At 71.4% G+C, this 19,670-nt stretch carries 17 protein-coding genes and 1 pseudogene; 12 read left to right on the top strand and 6 right to left on the bottom strand.

Going from position 1 to position 19,670, the window contains the following annotated elements; genetic code table 11:
• From ABD944_RS32925 to ABD944_RS32915, 3 genes and pseudogenes are all read left to right on the top strand, one after another.
• Positions 1–919, top strand: a pseudogene (locus tag ABD944_RS32925) (hypothetical protein); the annotation flags it as partial.
• 70 nt (positions 920–989) lie between these two features.
• A complete protein-coding gene (locus ABD944_RS32920) occupies positions 990–1,478 on the top strand; it encodes an MSMEG_6728 family protein (RefSeq protein WP_345183369.1) in 489 nt (162 codons plus the stop codon).
• Positions 1,479–1,583: 105 nt separating this feature from the next.
• Positions 1,584–2,801 (top strand): PP2C family protein-serine/threonine phosphatase, encoded by a 1,218-nt coding sequence (locus tag ABD944_RS32915; RefSeq protein ID WP_345183367.1) that lies wholly within the window; start codon positions 1,584–1,586, stop codon positions 2,799–2,801.
• Here the strand turns inward: ABD944_RS32915 and ABD944_RS32910 are convergent.
• From ABD944_RS32910 to ABD944_RS32895, 4 genes are all read right to left on the bottom strand, one after another.
• Positions 2,788–3,783, bottom strand: a complete 996-nt coding sequence (locus ABD944_RS32910) for an alpha/beta hydrolase (protein ID WP_345183365.1) — start codon at positions 3,781–3,783, stop codon at positions 2,788–2,790. The genes ABD944_RS32915 and ABD944_RS32910 overlap by 14 nt on opposite strands.
• Positions 3,784–4,002: 219 nt before the next feature.
• Positions 4,003–5,319 carry a hypothetical protein gene (locus ABD944_RS32905; protein WP_345183363.1) on the bottom strand — a complete coding sequence of 439 codons (1,317 nt, stop codon included), beginning with the start codon at positions 5,317–5,319 and terminating at the stop codon, positions 4,003–4,005.
• Positions 5,316–5,570 carry a hypothetical protein gene (locus ABD944_RS32900; RefSeq protein WP_345183361.1) on the bottom strand — a complete coding sequence of 85 codons (255 nt, stop codon included), beginning with the start codon at positions 5,568–5,570 and terminating at the stop codon, positions 5,316–5,318. Before ABD944_RS32900 ends, ABD944_RS32905 begins: the two co-directional genes overlap by 4 nt.
• Before the next feature lie 98 nt (positions 5,571–5,668).
• Positions 5,669–5,944, bottom strand: coding sequence for a hypothetical protein (locus tag ABD944_RS32895; RefSeq protein ID WP_345183359.1), 276 nt, complete (start codon positions 5,942–5,944; stop codon positions 5,669–5,671).
• Positions 5,945–6,161: 217 nt separating this feature from the next.
• On the opposite strand from ABD944_RS32895, the gene ABD944_RS32890 reads away from it, so the two are divergent.
• Together ABD944_RS32890 and ABD944_RS32885 are read left to right on the top strand one after the other, a co-directional pair.
• Complete coding sequence (locus ABD944_RS32890; protein WP_345183358.1) at positions 6,162–6,698, top strand: ferritin-like domain-containing protein; 537 nt, start codon at positions 6,162–6,164, stop codon at positions 6,696–6,698.
• Position 6,699: 1 nt separating this feature from the next.
• On the top strand, positions 6,700–7,668 hold the full coding sequence (locus ABD944_RS32885) for a TIGR03557 family F420-dependent LLM class oxidoreductase (protein ID WP_345183356.1): 969 nt from the start codon (positions 6,700–6,702) through the stop codon (positions 7,666–7,668).
• A gap of 47 nt (positions 7,669–7,715) precedes the next feature.
• Here ABD944_RS32885 and ABD944_RS32880 read toward each other — a convergent pair whose 3' ends face one another.
• Positions 7,716–8,993, bottom strand: a complete 1,278-nt coding sequence (locus ABD944_RS32880) for a M14 family metallopeptidase (protein WP_345183354.1) — start codon at positions 8,991–8,993, stop codon at positions 7,716–7,718.
• A gap of 704 nt (positions 8,994–9,697) precedes the next feature.
• Here ABD944_RS32880 and ABD944_RS32875 point away from each other — a divergent pair.
• Positions 9,698–10,189, top strand: a complete 492-nt coding sequence (locus ABD944_RS32875; RefSeq protein ID WP_345183352.1) for a hypothetical protein — start codon at positions 9,698–9,700, stop codon at positions 10,187–10,189.
• A gap of 93 nt (positions 10,190–10,282) precedes the next feature.
• Here the strand turns inward: ABD944_RS32875 and ABD944_RS32870 are convergent, their stop codons facing one another.
• On the bottom strand, positions 10,283–12,559 hold the full coding sequence (locus ABD944_RS32870; RefSeq protein WP_345183350.1) for a PA domain-containing protein: 2,277 nt from the start codon (positions 12,557–12,559) through the stop codon (positions 10,283–10,285).
• A 129-nt stretch (positions 12,560–12,688) separates the two neighbouring features.
• On the opposite strand from ABD944_RS32870, the gene ABD944_RS32865 reads away from it, so the two are divergent.
• The 6 genes from ABD944_RS32865 (at position 12,689) to ABD944_RS32840 (ending at position 19,587) form a co-directional block, all read left to right on the top strand.
• Positions 12,689–13,627: a helix-turn-helix domain-containing protein gene (locus tag ABD944_RS32865; protein ID WP_345183348.1), complete on the top strand. Its 939-nt coding sequence runs from the start codon at positions 12,689–12,691 to the stop codon at positions 13,625–13,627.
• A gap of 313 nt (positions 13,628–13,940) precedes the next feature.
• On the top strand, positions 13,941–14,873 hold the full coding sequence (locus ABD944_RS32860; protein WP_345183346.1) for a DMT family transporter: 933 nt from the start codon (positions 13,941–13,943) through the stop codon (positions 14,871–14,873).
• 257 nt (positions 14,874–15,130) lie between these two features.
• On the top strand, positions 15,131–16,678 hold the full coding sequence (locus ABD944_RS32855; RefSeq protein ID WP_345183344.1) for an FAD-binding oxidoreductase: 1,548 nt from the start codon (positions 15,131–15,133) through the stop codon (positions 16,676–16,678).
• Positions 16,679–16,823: 145 nt separating this feature from the next.
• Positions 16,824–18,077, top strand: a complete 1,254-nt coding sequence (locus ABD944_RS32850) for an alpha/beta hydrolase (RefSeq protein WP_345183342.1) — start codon at positions 16,824–16,826, stop codon at positions 18,075–18,077.
• Between the two features lie 31 nt (positions 18,078–18,108).
• On the top strand, positions 18,109–18,705 hold the full coding sequence (locus ABD944_RS32845; protein ID WP_345183340.1) for a hypothetical protein: 597 nt from the start codon (positions 18,109–18,111) through the stop codon (positions 18,703–18,705).
• A 75-nt stretch (positions 18,706–18,780) separates the two neighbouring features.
• Positions 18,781–19,587, top strand: a complete 807-nt coding sequence (locus tag ABD944_RS32840; protein ID WP_345183338.1) for a VOC family protein — start codon at positions 18,781–18,783, stop codon at positions 19,585–19,587.
• The last annotated feature ends 83 nt before the right edge of the window (positions 19,588–19,670 follow it).

Here is a 19,670-nt window from a genome sequence, read left to right as displayed (position 1 = left end):
GGGCGCGGCGGGCACCGCGGGCACGGCCGGTGCGGGCGGCGCGGGCGGTGCGGGGACCACGGGCGCGGCGGTGAGCAAGGGCTTCCTCGCCACCGCGGTCGGCAAGGGCACGATGGCGGCCGCGGGCGCCGCCGTGGTCGCGGGGACGGCGGGCGGCGTCGTCTACGCGGTGCAGGACCAGAAACCCCAGCCGCCCGCCGCCGCACCCGCCCCCGTCGTCACCCTCGTCGCCGACAACCGCAAGCTCACCGGCCCGGCGATCGTGGTCCAGAACGCGCGGTACCCGAAGGTCACCGGACTGAAGGACCCCGCCCTGGAGCGCCGCGTCAACGCCGAACTCCGCGGGCCGGTGGACCGGCTCGTCGCCTCCGCGAGACGGCTCGCCTCCCAGGTCGACTGCAAGGGCAAGCCCGTGAAGCTCGGCACCGAGACGAGGCTCGGGCTGCGCGGTCCCCGCCTGGTGTCGGTCCGCTACTTCATGCTGTCGGACAACTGCCAGCAGGCGGACGGCTCCCCGGGCGGCGAGGTCGTCACCGTCGACCTGCGCACCGGGCGCAAGCTGACCGCGGCCGACGTCTTCCAGCCCTCGACCCTGACCGCGGACGGCGTGCGCCGGCTCAACTCCCTGGTCCCGCAGAAGCCGGCTCCGAACGAGCGCCGGTGGCAGGACTGCGGCCCCGACGGTCCGTTCGAGCTCGCCGACTTCTCCCCGCGCAGGGACCGGCCGGCGACGCTCGGCCAGGTGCCGTTCCTGTTCCCGTTCTTCACCCCCTCCGGATTCGAGCTCTCCTTCCTGGCGGGAGGCAGCGACGGCTGCGGCAACCTGAACTTCGGCACCTCCTACGCGAACGTCCGCGGCCTGCTGAAGCCCGAGATCGCCGCGCTGCTGCCCTCCGGTCCCTCCCCGTCCCGGACCTGACCTCGGGCGCGACGCGTCCGCCGTGTACCGCCGGGTAGGTATGCCGGACGGGGCATATCCGGGGGGCGGTGTGCAGACCTTTCTGCCGTACGCGGACTTCGCGGCCACGGCCGGCGTCCTCGACCGGCGGCGGCTCGGCAAGCAGCGTGTCGAGACCGTCCAGGTCCTGCGGGCGCTCACCGTGCCCGGCTACGGCTGGCGGCGCCACCCGGCGGCGCTCATGTGGACGGGGTACGAGGAGGCGCTCGTCCGGTACGGCCTGGAGATCTGCGGGCGCTGGTGCGGGCTCGGCCACGGCGACACCTGCGCGGCGACGCTGACGGCCGAGCTCGCCGACGTGCGGGGCGTCCGGGGCCCGCGCGCGCAGGAGCGGCTCGCCGCGGCGGGGGAGCTGCCGCCCTGGCTCGGCGACCGCGCCTTCCACCTCAGCCACCGGTCGGCGCTCGTCCGCAAGGACCCCGGCTTCTACCGCCCCCTGTTCCCCGGCGTGCCCGACGACCTGCCCTACGTCTGGCCCGCCTCGGACCGGATGCCACATGGACATGCCGCGGGAGGGTAGTGTCCTGCGAAAAGGGGGGAATGCGGTCCTGGTGAGAGGTGGTCCGCCCGCGGGACGGTGGAGTGCACGACCCCCGAGAACCCGAGCAGGCAGGGCGGCGAACCGATGCTGAGAGAGCTGCTGGCGGCCAGCCATCTGATGTCGATGGAGCAGTTGCCGGGCGCGGTGGCCCGGCACGCCGGCGCCCGCGGCCTGCATGACGCGATCATCTACGTCGTCGACCTCCAGCAGACGGTGCTGCGGCTGCTGACGGGCGAGGGCCCGGACGCCGGGCGGAACCCCGGAGCCGAGACCCCGGAACTGAGAATCGACGGGACGGTCGCGGGCCGGGCCTTCCAGACGATGGAACCCACGGCCGGGCAGGTCCTCGACGGCGGGAACTGCCAGTACTGGGTGCCGATCCTCGACGGGGCCGAGCGGATCGGCGTGCTGCGCGTGACCGTCCGCCGCGACGACGCCCGGGCCTACCAGGAGGCCGAGTCCCTGGCCGGCCTGGTCGCGTTGATCATCGTCAGCAAGGGCCCGTACAGCGACTCCTTCTCCCGGCTCGTGCGGACCAGGGACATGACCGTGTCGGCGGAGATGCAGTGGCGGCTGCTGCCCCCGATGACCTTCGCCAACGACCAAGTGGTCATCGGCGCCGCGCTGGAGCCGGCCTACATGCTGGGCGGCGACACCTTCGACTACGCGCTCGCGGGCGACACCGTCCATCTCACGATCTTCGACGCCATGGGGCACGACACCGCTGCCGGGCTCACCTCCAACCTCGCCGTCGCGGCCTGCCGCAACGCCCGCATCCAGGGCGCCGGGCTCGTCGAGACGGCGCAGGCGGTCGAGGCGGCGCTCCTGGAACGGGATCCGAGCGGGCGCTTTGTCACGGGGGTGCTGGCCGAGCTCGACCTGCCCTCGGGGCAGCTGTCCTGGGTCTCGAACGGGCACCCCCCGCCGGTCGTCATCCGCGGGTCGCGGTGGGTCACCACGCTGGAATGCCCGCCCGGCACCCCGCTCGGCACCGGCCTCGGCGTGCAGCCGAAGCTGTGCGGCGAGCAGCTGGAACCGGGTGACCGGATCCTGTTCTACAGCGACGGGATCGTGGAGGCGCGCGACCCCAGCAAGCAGGAGTTCGGGCTGGACCGGTTCGTCGACTTCATCATCCGGCGCGAGGCCGACGGGCTGTCGGTCCCCGAGACGCTGCGGCGCCTCGTCCACAGCATCCTGGAGCACCACGCGGGGCGCCTGGACGACGACGCCACCGTCCTGCTGCTCGAATGGCACGGGCCCCTCGGCCTGGAAGACCCCGCGGAGCGGCTCAAGAACGACTGAGCCCGGGGCAGGGGCCGAGGCCCAGGGCGTCCAGGAGCATCGGGTACGCCTCGTGCAGGTCGCGCTGCCAGTACGGCCAGTCGTGCTGGCCGTCGAAGAAGCGGACGGTCACCGGGACGCCGAGTGCCCGCAGCCGGTCGACGAACGCGCGCGCGTGGTCGTTCGCGCCGGCCTCCACCGGGTCGGTGAACGGCAGCCCGCCGAGCGACCCGGCCCTCCCGTTGCCGCTCGCCACCCAGAGCCGGACGCCGCGCAGCCGCCCCGCGAGGTCGGCCGGGTTGTGGGCGTGCCAGATCCCGGCCTGGCCGTCGGGGTCGCCCCACACCCGCCGCCAGTCGGTGCCGGGGCAGGCCAGGGACGGTCCCCAGCCGGTCGAGTCGTCGCCCGGCTCGTGGCCGTACAGGGTGTCGAGGTAGCCGCTGAACGCCGCCGCGGCCGCGAACGCGCCGGGGAACCGCGCCGCGTACAGCAGGGCGCCGAGGCCGCCCATGGAATTCCCGGCGATCACGCGTCGCGTCCCCGCGCGGTAGTCGCGTTCGAGGATGCCGCGCAGCTCGGTCATGTGGAACGTCTCCCAGCGCGGCGGGCCGCCCTTCCCGTAATTCCACCAGTCGGAGTAATTGCCGCAGCGGCCGCCGTTCGGCATGACGACGATGATCCCGGCGCCGGCGGTGAGTTCCGCGACGTCGGTGTCGCGCGTCCAGGCGGTGTGGTCGTCGACGCCGCCGTGCAGCAGCCACAGCGCGGGCCAGGTGCGCCCCGCGTCCCGCGACCAGCCCGGCGGGAGCAGGAGCCGCACCTTCTGGCGGCCCTCCATGGCGGGAGAGGCGATGGTCAGGTCCAGGGTGCGGGGCGCGACGGCCGTCTCGGCGACGACCTCGGCGCGGGGCGGGGCGGCCGCTGCGGACCGGTCCGCGAGCGCGAGGGGCAGGAGGAGCGCGAAGGCCCCCAGCCACGCGGCGGGGGCAGGGCGACGGAGCAACGCGGGGCCTTCCGGAGACACCGGCGGCGAGGAGGGGCCGGCCTTGGGAAAGGAAGAGATCCTTTACGTGGAGTTTCTCTCCCCGTCCCCGGGGATTCCCGGGCCCTCACGGTCCGAAGCGCGACCGGAAAAGCTTATAAAATGCTTTTCCCCGGAACGGGAAAAGAACGCGCCGGGTGCCCCCCTGGCGGCACCCGGCGCGTTGGCGAGAGGGGTCTGTCAGGTCCCGGAGGCCACCTCGGCGACGGGCGCGTTCACGTACCGGACGGCCCACCGCACCACCCCGCGGACCAGGCTGTACAGGATGAACGCCACACCGACCAGCGGCAGGACGAGCAGGACGATCTGGAGCCCGGAGGTGAGCAGCGTGAGGGGGTCCACGCCGTCGGCGGCGGCGTGCGCGAGCCGGCGCATCATGCCCCAGTCCTGGGCCACCAGCCGGGGGACCTGGGTGATGATCAGCACGATCTGGAACGCCAGCATGGGGATCACCGTCAGCACCCAGACCGTGACGAAGATCTGGGGCCAGCGCTTGAGGTCTTCGAGCCGGGCGTCGGCGGGGCGCCGCAGGAGCGTCCGGCGCAGGATCGGCCCGATGTACCGGAACAGGTCGGGGATGCCGATGAGGTCCGACATGATGTAGTACCCGTCGAACCGGAGCGTCGGCAGCAGCTGCTGCACGATCTCCAGGTTGACGTAGACGATGGCGACGAGCAGCGGCGCGAACCCCGTCTGCGCGTACAGCAGGGTCAGCCCGATGACGAAGATGGCGTTGAAGTAGACGCCGGCGAGGTCGGTGCGGAGCCGACCCCCGCGGCCGAGCCGGTACGACTCCGTGATGTCGGTGTAGAACGCGGGCCACACCAGGTAGATGCCGCAGCCCATGACGCCCGGGCGGACGCCGCCGTACCGGCAGGCCGAGGCGTGCCCGACCTCGTGGAACGCGCACGAGGCGATCCCGAGCGCGATCACCAGCAGGATGCTGACCGGCTTGAGGATCGCCGTCGACATGGCGTCGGCGATCGATTTGGACGTGAGCACCCAGTACTCGCCCGCCACGAACGCGGCGAGCACCGGGGCCATCACCCAGGGGCGGAACAGCCAGGCGAACAGGCCTCCGATGACCCAGGTCACCGACTCGGGGAACACGGCGATCTTGAACTTGAGCGCCAGGAACGGGTCGGACCGCACGCTCCGCGGCGCGGTGCCGTCGCTGAAGGTGGTGACGCCGAGCGGGGCGAGCTTGCGGTCCACCAGGTAGACGATCTGCTCGGCGGACAGCCGTGCGCCCGCCTCCCGGCTGACCGAGTCGGCCACCGTGGCGAGAGAGGCGGCCACGTCGCCCTCGCCCGCCAGGTGGCGGTGCTCGTGCAGCGCCTTGGCGACCAGGAACAGCAGCGGAGGCAGCCGGACGAGCTGCCGGTTCGGCAGCCGGACCAGCTGCGGCGGCTCCCGGTATCCGGAGTTCTTGAACTCGCCGACGAGTTCGGCGCCGTCCACCAGGGCGGGCAGGGCGAGGGCGGCGGGCGCGCTCATCGGTTGTCGTGCACCACGACGGCGGGGATGCAGGACACCGTGGAGGTCGGAGCCTCGGCGAGCAGACCGGTGCCGAGCAGGCCGGACGTGCCGGCGGACTGGGTGGCCTGGCAGGCGTAGAAGACCTCGGTGTCGCCGCCGTGGTGGCCGCCGCCGGTCCCGGCGGACAGCGCGAGCCGTCGCGGCAGGACCTCGGCGGTCAACCGGTCCAGTACCGCGTAGGTGAGCCGCTGAGGGTTGGAAGAGCTCATGGAATCGCTTTCGCATCGCTGTGGGAAGGGGGAAGGGCTGGCGGAAGCCGCCAGCCCTTCCGAGTGCGGGCAGAAGCCCGCGGTTACACGCGCTCGGCTCAGTGGCCGGAGATCGCGGCGCCCGGCACGCAGGACTGCGAGCTGGCGTCGGTCTGCGCGTGCAGGCCGACGAGCTGCAGCAGGCCGCTGTCGGGACGGGTCTGCTGGCTCTGGCAGGCGTTCACGATGGCGGTCGTGCCGCCGTTGCCGCCGCCGTGGTTGATGTTGACGTTCTCGTTCTCGCCGCCCCCGACGAGAAGGGTGGACAGCACGGCGCGCTCCGGCAGGACCTCACCGGCGAGCTTGTCCAGCTCGGTGTAGCTGAAGGACTTCATGTGGTTCCTTTTCTTCCTTGTCACGCCCGGATCTCAAGGTGGATACCGGATGTCCCTTCCCTCGCCCCAGGTCGGAGCGAGGTAGCTCTACGTATAGCAGATGTGACGGACGGTGGCCAAGTGACCCTCCGGGGAGCGGGTGCCTCGCGCCGGCGCACAGGCATGAGTGGCCCGTGATGGGTAGGGACCCCACATTCGCGCTGATCAGGAGGAGTGCATGGCCGAGAGCAGCTTCAGCATCGACGTCGCGGCGATCCGGGAACGCGCCCGCGCGAAGATGACCGACGGGCCCGTGACCGCGGGGTACGGCCGACGCGCCGAGGAGGTCATCGGCGTCCTCAACGACGTCCTCGCCACCGAGATCGTGTGCTGGATGCGCTACGCGCAGCACGCGATCAGCGCGACCGGGATCGACCGGGCGCAGGTGGCGGCGGAGTTCAGCGAGCACGCCGACGAGGAGCGCGGCCACGCGATGCGGGCCGCGGAGCGCATCAGCCAGCTCGGCGGGCAGCCGGACTTCGACCCGAAGACGCTGGCCGAGCGCTCGCACACCACCTACAAGACCTTCGACGAGAACGACCTCAGGAGCATGCTGGAGGAGAACCTCGTCGCCGAGCGGATCGTCATCGAGTCCTACCAGGAGATCATCCGCTGGCTCGGCGACGGCGACGTGACGACCCGGCGGCTGATGGAGCACATCCTCGCCGAAGAGGAAGAGCATGCCGACGATCTGACGGACCTGCTGGGGATCTGACATGGAATTCGGATACACACTGCTCTGCGAGCAGACGCCGCCCAAGCAGCTGGTCACCGACCTCGTGGAGGCCGAGGAGGCGGGGTTCGCCTACTCGGTGATCTCCGACCACTACTTCCCGTGGCTGGAGAGCCAGGGCCACTCCGCCTACGCCTGGTCGGTGCTCGGCGCGCTCGCCCAGGCCACCCGCCACATCCCGCTGATGACCTTCGTGACCTGCCCGATCATGCGGTACCACCCGGCCGTGGTGGCGCAGAAGGCCGCCACGATGGGCGTGCTGTCGGACGGCCGGTTCACGCTCGGCCTCGGCGCGGGGGAGAACCTCAACGAGCACGTCGTGGGGCGCGGATGGCCGTCGGTGGACGTCCGGCACGAGATGTTCGCCGAGGCCGTGGAGATCATCCGGGCGCTGTTCGGCGGCGACTACGTCAACTACCGGGGCCGCCACTTCACCGTCGACTCCGCGAAGCTGTACGACCTGCCCGACGAGCCCGTCCGGATCGGCATGGCGGCCTTCGGGAAGCGCGCCGGCCGGCTCGCCGCCGAGCACGCGGACCTTCTCATCTCCGACCAGCCCGTGCCGGAGGTCGTGGAGCTCTTCCGCAACGAGGGCGGCGCGGGCAAGCCCGTCTACGGGCAGATCCCCGTGGCCTTCGGGCACGACTATGAGGAGTGCAGGCAACGCGCCCACAGCACGTGGAAGTTCTCCGCCCCGGCGTGGAAGGTGATGGCCGAGCTGCCGGGTCCGGCGAACTTCGAGGCCGCCACGAAGACCGTCCGCCCGGAGGACGTCGTGGAGTCGGTCCCGTGCGGCGACGACGTGGACGACTACGTCGAGGCGGTCCAGGAGTGGGCCGACGCGGGCTTCACCCACATCTCGTTCTGCCAGTCCGGTCCGGAGCACCAGAAGGACTTCCGGACCTGGGCGGAGGCGGACCTCCTGCCGGCCCTGCGCGAACGCTTCGGCTGACGCGCCGGTCCGCCCCGTCGCGGGCCGGACCGGCGTGCCGTCCGCCGCTAGGCGCAGTACTGGCTCTGCTTGCCGATGGCCCGGTAGGGGCAGTCGGCGTATTCGGCCAGCCGCAGCAGGGCCTCGCGGCTGCGCTGGACCTCACCGGCGATCGCGGACGGCGGCGGGTAGAAGCTGCCTCCGGCCAGCTCGAACGTGAACGAGAAGATGCGCTGCTGTCCCCACGTGTAGTCGTCCGTGGTGCCGTCGGTGATGTAGAGGTCGCTGGACTGCTCGGGGGCGAAGCCGTTCGTCGAGGCGAGTTCCCGGCCGATGGTGCGGTGGGCGGCCTCCTCGTCGGCGGACATCGAGCCCGGCACGGTGTTGTTGTAGGTGTAGCCGAACGGCCACAGCACCAGCTCCGCGTCCGAGTGGATGTCCAGGAACATCCCGAGCTGCTGCCTGCCGCCCACGACCCGGCTGCGCACGAAGTCGGCGAGGACCTTCGTCTCGACGGCGGACTCGGGGCCGGTGCCCCGGTAGGTCTCGCTGGAGCCGTTGCCGGACGAGCCGCCGCAGCAGCCCCACTTGTAGGCGAAGTTGCGGTTCAGGTCCGTGCCCGTGGACGTGGGGTTGGGCTGGCGGTTCTTGCGCCACATCCGCCCCGGCTGCGTGTCGCTGGTCATGTCGTAGACCTGGCCGTCGGGGTTGACCATCGGCATCACGTAGATCTCGCGCGTGTTCACCAGGTTCGTGATCCGGCTGTCGGACCCGTACCCGCTGGTGAGCTGCCCGATGTAGTCGAGCGCCTGCTCGGCGGTGAGCCGCTCGCGCGCGTGGATGTTGGCGATGATCATCACTTCGGGCTCGTTCTCGTCCGTCGCCACGTTGTCGCTGATCTTCACGCCGACGATGTCGCGGCCCTGGTAGGACTTGCCGACGACGAACTGGCGGGCGATCTGCGGGTGGGCGGCGACGACGGAGTCGACCTCCTGCCGCATCTCGGCGAACGTGTGGTACGACGTCGCCGCGGTGCTCGGGGCCGCGCTCGGGTCCGCGGTCCGCGCGGGGGCCGGCTTCACGGTGAAGCCGAGCCGCCGGATGGCCCTGACCTCCGACGGGAGGGCGCTGACCTCCAGCCCGCCCGCCCGGACGGCGCCGATCGCCGCTCCGGTCCGGGCGACCTGGCTGCGCTGCTGGCCGGTCCGGGGACCGGTCACGACGTACTGGCCCGCGGTCTCGGGGCCGGGCGCCGAGGCGGCGGACGGCGCCGCGAGCCCGGCGAGGGCCAGCGCCAGCGCCCACGGGACGGCGAGCAGGGAACGCAATCGGCGGGAGCTTCTCATGACGGGGTACCTGCCGTTCGGCTCTGCGCGCCCGCTCGTCGCGCGGCGGGGTCTCCTGCGGACGCTCACGGACGCTCGCGATCCCGTCACGATGGACCGGAACCGCCCGCCTGACAATGGCCGGGAGACCGGTCCAGGCGGGCGTTACGGGAACTGGAGCCACGGGCGAAACGCCAGCTCACCGATGCTGCGCCATCGAGACGGAACCGAGTTTTCAATGCCGATCAGAGCGAATCTGAAATTTCACAGGCGCCTGGACGCTCCCTCGTAAACCCGGTGCCGCGTTGGCGCTCTGTAACCGGTTCTTACCGGCCTTGCCTCTCTTCTCGGGGTTTCGGCGTGAGGGAGGCTGCGGCACGGGAGCCGAAGAAGGCCGCTGATCACAAATACGTCTGTATCCTGCATAGATACCCACTTACGGACATGCGCGACGGCATTTTATGAACAGTGTCATCTTCAGATAATGACAGAGTGTCGTCCAGGTATTGACCACCCAACCGCCCTTGTCTATGGTCTCTGTTAGAACGCGTTCTACTCCGGTTGGAACCCGTGTCGAGGGCGACAGGGCGGTTCCCCGGCCCGGTCCCCGATTCGCGGCGGCCTCCCCACCGGCCATGGGCGGAGCCGCGCACGAATCGACGGACCTCCCACCCCACCCCTTCGGGTGCAGGCGCGACGCCCACCGTTCGAAATGAGGACCCCCCTTGTCTCGCACCACGAAGACCGCCGCGATCGCCTCGGCCGCGGTCGCGGCCGCCGCCACCGCCACCGTCGCCCTGACGGCCTCCCCCGCTCTGGCCGTCAACACCGGGTCGTTCACCGCCACCCTCAACGGCACCATGGTGATCGACGCGGGAGTCCCGGCCAGCTGCACCAGCTCCGTGCTGAAGGGCACGGTCCTGTCGGGCGGCGTCAACGCGTCCTACACGTCCGCGAGCGCCGGCGGCTGCGGGGTCACCGTCACTCCCGGGGCCCTGCCCTGGAGCGGCACCTTCAGCGGCACCACCGTCAAGATCAACAACTTCTCGATGAGCGCGATCGGCTGCACCTACGGCGGGACCCTGACCGGCACCGCCTCGGCCACGAACTTCCCGTTCACCGCCACCTTCACCAACCAGGTCGTCCCCAAGACGAGCGGCATCCTCTGCCCGTCCTCGGCCAAGATCACGGCCAAGTACGACTACAAGCAGCCCTGATCCCCGGCAGGGCGGGAGCCCGGTCCTGACGTCGGCCGGACCCGCCCCCGCACCGTGACCCCGGCCCTCCGCCGGGGTCACGGCGCTCGGCCGTCAGTGCAGTTCGTAGGCGCGGATGGTCTCCTGGGTGATCGAGCTGCCCCGGCCGTCCTCGGCGGTGACCCTCAGGGACACCGCCCCCTTCCCGTGGAGGCGCGCGACGCCGTCCCGCACCGGGACGTCCGTCCAGGTCCCGCCGTCGTCGAACGACGTCTGGAGGGACAGGCGGCGCAGCGGCGCCGGCGAGCCGTCCTGGTGGGCGACCGTGAGCTTCAACGTCCTGGAGCGCGTCCTGTTCTGCGGGTCGAGAGCCGCGTCGTAACCCACCTGGAGCAGCGGAAGGACGGTGAGATCGGCCGTGCGCGCGGAACGGAACGTCCACGACGTTCTGGAGCGCGTGGACAGCCGGGCCCAGGGGGCGCTGTTGGCGAAGTCGAATTCGACCCGGTACTCGGCGTCCTCCGGGGTCGTCATCAGGGTGCCGTTCGGCTTGTAGGCCGTCTGCGCGATCAGTTCGCCGTCCCGGTGGACGCGGAAGTCGGTGGCGAAGCCATTCGGAAAGGAGCTGGAGTAGACGTCGGAGAAATTGCGTGCCGCGTCCGCCAGGCCGACGCGGAGCCGGATCAGGTCGCCGGTGCGGACGATCGGTGACTGCGCGCTGACGCCGCCGGTGAGCGGTCCCTTGTTCCAGCTGTGCGCGTCGCGCTGCCCCGCCCTGTACGACGACCATTTCGTTTCGCCGAGCACGACGTGCGGTGTCTCCGGGCCGGGGAAAGCGTTGTTGTAAGGCTGCTCCGGAGTGACCGCCATCGCGGACCACTGCGTTTTCGGATCGGCTGAAACGTACTCCACGCGCGTTCTCGGAGTTCCGGTGACCGGGTGGGCGTACGCGAGGGCGAATTCTTCCCAGGGGCGCTTGCTGTAGCGCGCGGCGGTCATGGCGCCATCGCCGTGGTAGGCGCTGTCGATCCGCGCCAGATCCCTTGTGCGAGCGACGTAGTCCAGGTTCTCGGGAATCCGCCCCTCCTCCGGGAACACGAGGTCGTACTGGTAGGGGCTGTCCACGATGCCCTTGGCCGTGACCGTCGCCCGCTCCCGCAGGAGAGCGCGTCCCTCCTCGTGGGACAGGCGGACCGCGGGCACCTTCAGCGGCCTCCCGTAGCCGCCCGGGTCGTCGTTCACGCCGGGAGCGTCGTTGTAGACGGCGACCATGCGCGCACCCGCCCTGGCGGCCCTCTCGACCTGCTCGGCGACGGGCACGCCGTCCCTGCGCTGGACGAGGGCGAGCCGGCCGCGCAGGTCGGCGCCCGGCCTGTCCCCGTCCGCGACCCGCATCTCCGCGCTGCCGTCGAGGCGTGGGAACTGGTCCGAGGTGTCGCTGAAGTAGGCCGCGGGATAGTACTGCGGGCGCAGCGCCCGGCTCCCCGCCCGCATCGTGATCGCGGGCGCCTCCAGCCGCCACCGCGTGTAGGCCTCGAACGTCCCGGTGCGGACCCGCTCGGTCGGCTGGAGGAACACCCGCTCCTCCAGCATCGATCCGTCGCCCAGGTAGACGCCCTCGTCCACGGCCTGACCGTTCGCGGTGCCGCGCGTCCACATCAGGTGGCTGACCGCCCCCGGTCCGGGCGCGGTGGCGTGCTCGGGCGTGCGGACCGTCACCTCCCGCGCCTTGCGCGCGTCCAGCACGATCTCGGTGTCCCCGGTGATCTCGATCTCCGGGTAGCCGACGAGGCTGTAGTCGAGCGGCTTGCCGCCGTCGGTGCTCGGCGCCCACGACGGCATCGTCTTCACGACGCCCATGACGGAGTACGTCCCCGGCGCCAGCCGGACGCAGTTCGAGTCGTTCCAGCCCTCGTCGGTGCAGGGGCCGTCCGGGTCGCCGGGCAGCGGCCGGTGGGCGTTGCCGAGCGAGGCGTCCTTCACGTTCAGGAAGCCGACCGCGCCGGGGCCGGGCCGCCCGTCCCGCGCGATGCTCCTCACCCGGACGGTGACCAGCTCGCCGGACGCCTTCGCCTTCGGCTCCGGCGCGGCCGGCCGCCGCTCGTGCAGCGCCGTCACGTTGTACCGTTCCGGATCGTCACCGAGCCGGTCGGCGGGGACGACGTACAGGTCGCCTCCGCTGTGCCGGACGGAGAACGCCGGGTCGCGTCCCGGCGCGGGCGTCACGGTCGTGCCGCCCCCCGCGACGTGCACCGTGTCACCGGTGGGCAGCGTGACGTCGAATGCTCCGGCCTCCGCACGCAACGCGGACGCGGGCCCGGCGTCCGCCGCCGCGGGCGCGGCGAGCGCCAGCGCGCCGATCCCCAGGGCCGCCGCGGTTCTCGACCACATGGCCATCCCTCCCCAAAAAGTGGATCTTGATTGTCGGGCCGGCCGCCGCGGCCGATCCAGGGAAGGCGCTGGCGGCTTCCGCCATGGCGGGAACCCGTCAAACGGACCGGGACACCGTAGATTTAGGACGTGTCCGATTCGCCGCTCCTGGAGGGGCTCGGGGTCACCGCCGCCGAGGAGGGGGCGTACCGCGCCCTGCTGCGGGAGGGCCCGTCCACCCTCGCCGACCTCGCCGCGCGCCACGGCGCGTCCGTCGCGGCCCTGCGCCGCCTCCTGCCGCGCCTGGAGGAACTCGGACTCGTGACCCGCCTGGCCGGCCGCCCGCTGCGGCTCCTCGCCACCCCGCCCCACGTCGCGGTGGAGGCCCTCGTCGCCAGCCGCCAGGAGGAGATCGCCCGCAGCCGTGCCGCCATCGGCCCGCTCCTGGCCGAGGCCGCCCCGCACCCGGAGGAGCTCGTCGAGGTCGTCAGCGGCCGGGCGGCGGTGTCCCGCCGCTACCTGCAACTCATGAACGGCGCCCGCGAGGAGCTGCTCGTCCTCGTCCAGCCGCCGTTCGCGACCGACGCCGCCGTGTCGAGCGACGAGCAGGAGCGCACCATGCGCCGCGGCATCACGGTGCGCGGCATCTACGGCCCCGAAGCGCTCGACGAGCCCCGCGCCCTGGAGTACGTCCGCCGCGCCGTCGCGTCCGGCGAGCAGGCCCGCCTCGGCGCCGTGCCCATCAAGCTCGCCGTCGCCGACCGCCGCACCGCGATGCTGCCGCTCACCTCCCAGCACGCCAGCTCGGTCGACAGCTCCCTGATCGTCCACCCGTCCGCCCTGCTGGACGCGCTGGTCTCCCTTTTCGAGGCCCTGTGGCGCTCCGCCGTCCCGCTCCCCGGCGAGGACGCCCCGGACGACGCCGTCCTCGCCCTCCTCGCCGCGGGCCTCACCGACGACGCCATCGCGCGCCGACTCTCCATCAGCACCCGCACCGTCCAGCGCCGCGTCCGCGACCTCTGCGACCGCCTCGGCGCCCGCACCCGCTTCCAGGCAGGCGCCCTCTACGCCCACCACCTGGAGCGATGACGCACCTCGGTCCGGAGTCGCGAGCGGGAGCGCCTCGGCAGTCCGGCTGACGAGCCGCCTCCGCCGTCGCATCCTGGATCCTGACGCGGGTCGCTCACTGTGAGGCCATGCCCGGTTCGCCGCCCGCCCAGCACCATTTCATGGTTTATCGACCGGTGTAGTTGATAAATCGGCACCATCCCGCACGGTCCCTCTTGCCGGTTTCCGAAACCGGTGGTCGAACGCTCTGTGAGCCCAGGCCACCGGTTCGCGAACCGGTGGCTTGCCGCTCGCGGAGCGCTCGGCCTCTCACAACCCAGAGGGGCACGAGCTTATGTCCTTTACGCCCGACCTCAGCCGGCTCGCCGGCCGGGGTCTCGTCATCGCCGCCCTGGTGTCGTCGGCCGTCGGCTACGCCTTCACGACGGGCCACTCGGCACTGGTGGTGGCGGCGCCGATGCAAGCCGTCGGCGCCGTCGCGCTCTGCGCGGTGATGCTGTTCACCGGACGGAATCCGTTCAGGCGTTACCCCGCTGTCATGTGGCTGTGGATCTCCCTCCTCGCCGGAGGGAACGCGGCCGTCGCGTACAGCTACCCGTACGCCGTGGACCACCTGACGCTGGGCACCGTCGCCGCCGTCGTGGTGATCGGTTACCTGCTGGTGGGCATCGAGAAGATCTGGCCCTACCGGACCACCGCGTACGGACTCCAGCACATCTGCGGGCGCGTGCTCGTGGGGTTCGGAGTCGTCATGCTCAACCGGCCCTCGCCGGGCGAGTCCGTGGGGATGCTGTGGGCCCTGATCAGTGCGCTCTGCGTCTGGAACACGGTCACCATGCTGGGGCAGATGAAGAAGCACGGACTGGAGGACCAGGGCGCCGCCGTCGCCAACCTGATCGCGGCGGTTCTGCTCCTCGCGCTGGTGTTCAAGGCGCGGGGCAACGGGTGGATCTCCCTGGACCTGTTCTACGCGGCCGGTCCGGCGGGTCTGCTCACGCTGGTGCTGCCGGTCGTGTGCGTCAACGCCGCCCTGCGCCGCTCCTCGACGCAGGACGTGGGAATCATGCAGTCGTTCTCGTCGCCGGTCCATGCCCTGGTGGGGATGGCCGGCGCCGCGCTCGGCTGGATCGACTCCGACCAGCGGCTCGCCCTCTTCCCGGAGTGGGCGGGCATCATCCTGATCACCGTGGCCGCCTTCGCGGTCTCCTTGCTCAAGGAACCCGCCGGCGGCGCCGTGCGGGTCGGTACGCAATCCAGCGGCGGCTGACGCCTCCGCTGATCCAACCCAGCGGCGGCGCACGCCTCCGCTGACCCAACCCAGCGGCGGCCGACGCCTCCGCTGATCCGCAACGGCGGAGAGGGCCCCCCTTTCCGCCGTTGCACCGCGACTTGCGGGCGAGTGGGACGCGCCGAGCGAAAACCTCACCAAGATGCTAACTGTTCGTTACTGATCGACTACTTTATGACATGGTGGGGAAGGTGTCCTCGCATCCCATATCCGAGGTGCGCGGAGGCGATGCCCCGATGAGTGAGACCCCGACCCTGCCCAGCACGACCGTCCGGGCCGGCGACCGGCGGTACCCGGCGCTCAGCCGCGGGTTCAACCAGCGGTGGATTGGAGAGCCCGAGTACGTGCGGCTGGTGCGCTCGCCCGAGGAGGCGCGGACGGCGCTCGCCGAGGCGGTGCGCGAGCGGCCGGCCGACCCGCGGCGGACGCGGATCACGGTGAAGGCCGGAGGCCACTGCTACGAGGACTTCGTCTGCGGCTCCGACGTGCGGGTCATCCTGGACGTGAGCCCGATGTGCGGGGTGTCCTACGACCCCGCGATGCAGGCGTACTGCGTGGAGGCCGGGGCGACGAACTGGCACGTCTACAGCCACCTGTACCCGATCAGCGGCAAGGCGCTGCCCGGCGGGTCGTGCTACTCGGTCGGGCTCGGCGGTCACATCCCGGCGGGCGGGTTCGGGCTGCTGTCGCGGCAGCACGGCCTCACCGTCGACTACCTCTACGCGGTGGAGGTGGCGGTGGTGGACGAGCGCCAAAACGTCGAGCTGGTCGTGGCCCGGCGCGACGACGGCGACCGGTGGCTCCGCGACCTGCTGTGGGCCCACACCGGGGGAGGGGGCGGGAACTTCGGCGTGGTCACGCGGTTCTGGTTCCGGGGGCTCCCGCAGCCGCCGAAGCAGGTGCTGCTGACGGCGCTCGCGTGGGACTGGAAGGACTTCACCAAGGACGAGTTCGCCGCCCTGCTGGGGGCGTACGGCGAGTACTTCCGCGACCACCAGGACCCGTCCTCGGCGGCGGGGAAGCTCTTCGCGATGCTGAAGCTCAACCATGTCAGCAACGGCCAGATCGGGCTGCTGGCCCAGGTGGACGTGGACGACCCCGACGGGGCGAGGGCGATGACCGACTTCATCGTGGCCCTCGACGGGCGGATCGGCCCGTCGGCGAGACCGATGCGCACGATGATGGGCGAGCACTTCGTGCACCTGGAGATCCCGCGCGTGATGCCGTGGCTGACCGCCACCCAGGCGCTGAACGCCAGCGGCGAGAACCGCTGCGGAAAGTACAAGTCGGCCTACATGCGCAAACCGTTTACCCGCCAACAGATCGACGCGATGTGGGCCTATCTCGGCAAGGAGAAGTACACCGACTACGTGAACAAGCAGGCGCTCATCCAGGTCGACTCGTACGGCGGCGCCATCAACCGGCCGCTGCACAAGACGGCGGCGCGGCAGCGCGATTCCATTATGAAACTGCAGTACCAGGTGTACTGGACGCAGAATGACGCCTACGAGGACACGCACATCGCGTGGATCCGGGACGTCTACAAGGCGACGTTCGCCGCGACCGGCGGCGTCCCCGTCGCGGACGGCGAGACCACGGACGGCTGCTACATCGGCTATCCCGACGCGGATCTGAACGACGGGCGCTGGAACGAGTCGTCCCAGACGTGGGAGACCCTCTACTACAAGGACGCCTACGCGAAACTCCAGGAGGTCAAACGGCACTGGGATCCGGGAAACGTGTTCCGGCACGCCCAGTCCATCCGTCCGGGGAAGCGGGGGTAGCGGCACGGGCCGGTGGCGCAGCGTCACGGATCATCTCGCCTTTATTGCATCCGCTGCCAATACTTGCGGCTGTGACGGCGGGGACAGTAGTTTCGTCGGGCGAGCGGAGCGTCGGGCCTGGCGTGGCCCGAGCGGCTGGGGAGTCATGAAGAAGCGTACCGACAGGAAGATCGCCATCGCGGGCACCGCGGCGGCGGCCGTGCTGCTGCCCGCCGTCATGGTCGGCCTCGCGCAGGCCGGCGTGGGGGTCCCGAAGGGCAGGTCGGAGGCCAGCGGGAACTCCAAGCCGATCCCCTCGTTCGGCCCCGCCACCCAGCCGTCGGTCCCCGGCGGCGCGTCCGCCTCCCCGACGAAGTCGCCGGGTGCGGCGAAGCTGCCCAGCATCCCGCTGAACAGCAACCCGTTCCGCACCGGGGGAGGGACGCCGAGCCCCACCGACCCCGACAGCAACGCGGGCAACCGCGGCAAGAAGCCGCAGATGCCGTCGGGCACCTCGCCGGGCAAGTACGCCAAGGCCCCCGACGGGGCCTCGATCACGGGCGTCAAGAAGATCAACTCGCGGATCTTCGACGTCACGATCGCCTCGCCGGCGCTGGGCGCCGCCGTGAAGACCCGCGTGATGGTCCCCAAGGGCTGGAAGGCCGGCGCCACCAGGTCGTGGCCCGTCGTGTACGCCTACCACGGCGGCAACAACAACTACCTGTCCTGGACCAAGGACTCCAACATCGAGCAGGTCATCGGTCCCTACGACGCGATGGTCGTGATGCCCGAGGGCGGCTGGAACGGGTCCTACACCAACTGGTACAACGGCGGGAAGGGCGGCATCCCCGAGTGGGAGACCTTCCACATCGGCGAGGTCATCCCGCTGATGGAGCGCAACTTCCACGCCGGGTCGGTGCGCGCCGCGATCGGCCTGTCGTCCGGCGGGCAGGGCGCCATCACCTACGCCGAGCGGCACCGCATGTTCAAGTACGCCGCCTCCTACAGCGGCGCCCTCAACATCACGGCGCCCGGCATGCCGGTCATCCTGACGTCCATGAACCGCGAGGCCGGCACCGCCATCTGGGGCGACCCGATCACCGCGCGGGCGAACTGGCGGGCGCACGACGCGACCGTCATGGTGTCCAGGCTCAAGGGCGTCGGCGTCTACGTCTCGTCCGGCAACGGGCAGCCCGGCCCCTACGACAAGGCCGACACCCCGCCCCACGACGCGGGGCGCATCGGCGAGCAGCTCGCCGGCACGATGAACGAGAACTTCGTCGCCGCCGCGCGGAAGGCGGGGGTGCCGGTCACCTCCCACCTGTACGGGCCCGGCATGCACAACTGGAAGTACTGGCGCATCGAGCTGGTCCGCAGCTGGCCGACCATCGCCAAGTCCATCGGCGCCCGCAAGTCCTGACCGCCCGCCCGCCGGTTCGGGGAGCGGCACGGTGAAGGGGTTCGCCCGGCGGGAGTTCCAGCTCGTGCTGCTGCGGCGCATGGCCGACTACCAGCCGGGCCTCGTCGAGGACGCGATCCGGTCGCTCGGCGCTTCGCGCACGGAGATGCGCGAGGTCAACGCCCGGTGGCAGCGCGTCCTGCGGTCGCGGACGTTCCCGCGCGGCCGCCGCCGCTACGAGGCCGTCCTCGGCCCGCCCGCCGCGGTCGAGGAGCGCCCGATCGGCGACGTCGCCTGCGCGGTGGCCTGGTGGCCGCCCTTCCCCCTGTGGCCGGGCCTGCGCTTCGAGATCATGATGGGGCCGGACGGCTCCGTCATGCAGGAGTGGCTCGTCCGGGACGAGGGCGTGCCCGTCCCGCGGCTGGACACCGTGGACGACCTCGTCCCGTGGTCCTGCGTCGCCGGCGACGTGGACGCGCGCTTCGGCGCCGTCGCGCACCAGGACGGCGAGGTCCCGAGCCGGTGGCACGCGACGATCACGGGCCCGGACGGCGCCGTCCTCGTCGCGCACTTCGTCTGGGGGCTCCTCCAGACCGTCGAGAGCGTCGGAAACGAGCCGTGGCCGGGCGCACCGCCGACGTTGGGGTGATCTTGGGTCTTCGCGGCCCTGGAAATTGCGCGGCGGTCCGTAATGTGGGCATATGCGAACTTTTGCGGGTCGGCGATGCCCGAAGTAACCGCATACGCCCACGGATATCCCGCCTGGGTCGAACTGGTCACCCCGGACGTGCGCGCCTCCCAGCGGTTCTACCGCGACCTGTTCGGCTGGGACGTCTACACGCTGGCGGGCGACCTCAACGACTACTCGATCTTCACCCTCGGCGGCGTCCAGGGCCCGGAGGTCGCCGGCATGGAGCCGCTCGCGGACGACTCGATGGAGCCGACGTGGACGTGCTACTTCCGGACCGACGACGTCCAGGCCGCCCTCGACCGGGTGCTCGCCATGGGCGGGCAGGAGCTGAGCGAGCCCACCGACATCTCCAATCTCGGGCGGATGGCCCACTGCGCCGACCCCGAGGGCGCCGACTTCGCGCTCTGGTACCCCTACGACTTCCAGGGGGCGGGCGTCGTGGACGAGCCGTCCGCGATGTGCTGGATGGAGCTCGCCGTCCGCGACGTCGAGGGCGCCCGGCGCTTCTACGGGGAGGTCTTCGGCTGGAGGGCCGTCGACCGCTCCTACCTCGCGCCCGACTACACCAACTGGAAGGTCGGAGAGTGGTCCGTGGCGGGCATGGTGCCGCTGGCCGAGTGGTGGCCCGCCCACTCCGAACCCCACTGGATCCCCTACTTCTGGGTCTCCGACTGCGATGCCGCGGCGGCGCGGGCGGCCGTGCTGGGGGCGGTCGTCCATGTCCCGCCGACCGACATCAAGGCCGGCCGCTTCGCCGTCATGACCGATCCGTGCGGGGCGCGCCTCGCCGTCCTCACCCCGGCGGCCGGCTCGCGCCTCACCTTCCGTCCGCACGGATGACCGCGGCCCGCCGCCCCGCCCGGACGGAGACGCGAACATTGGGGTGATCTTGGGGATTCGTGTCGGCGGGGATTGCGCGGGCG

It is taken from the genome of Actinomadura verrucosospora (assembly GCF_039540335.1).
Lineage (GTDB): Bacteria > Actinomycetota > Actinomycetes > Streptosporangiales > Streptosporangiaceae > Spirillospora > Spirillospora verrucosospora.
The sequence above is the reverse complement of the archived record's forward strand: the minus strand, read 5'-3'. Positions and strand labels throughout refer to the sequence as shown.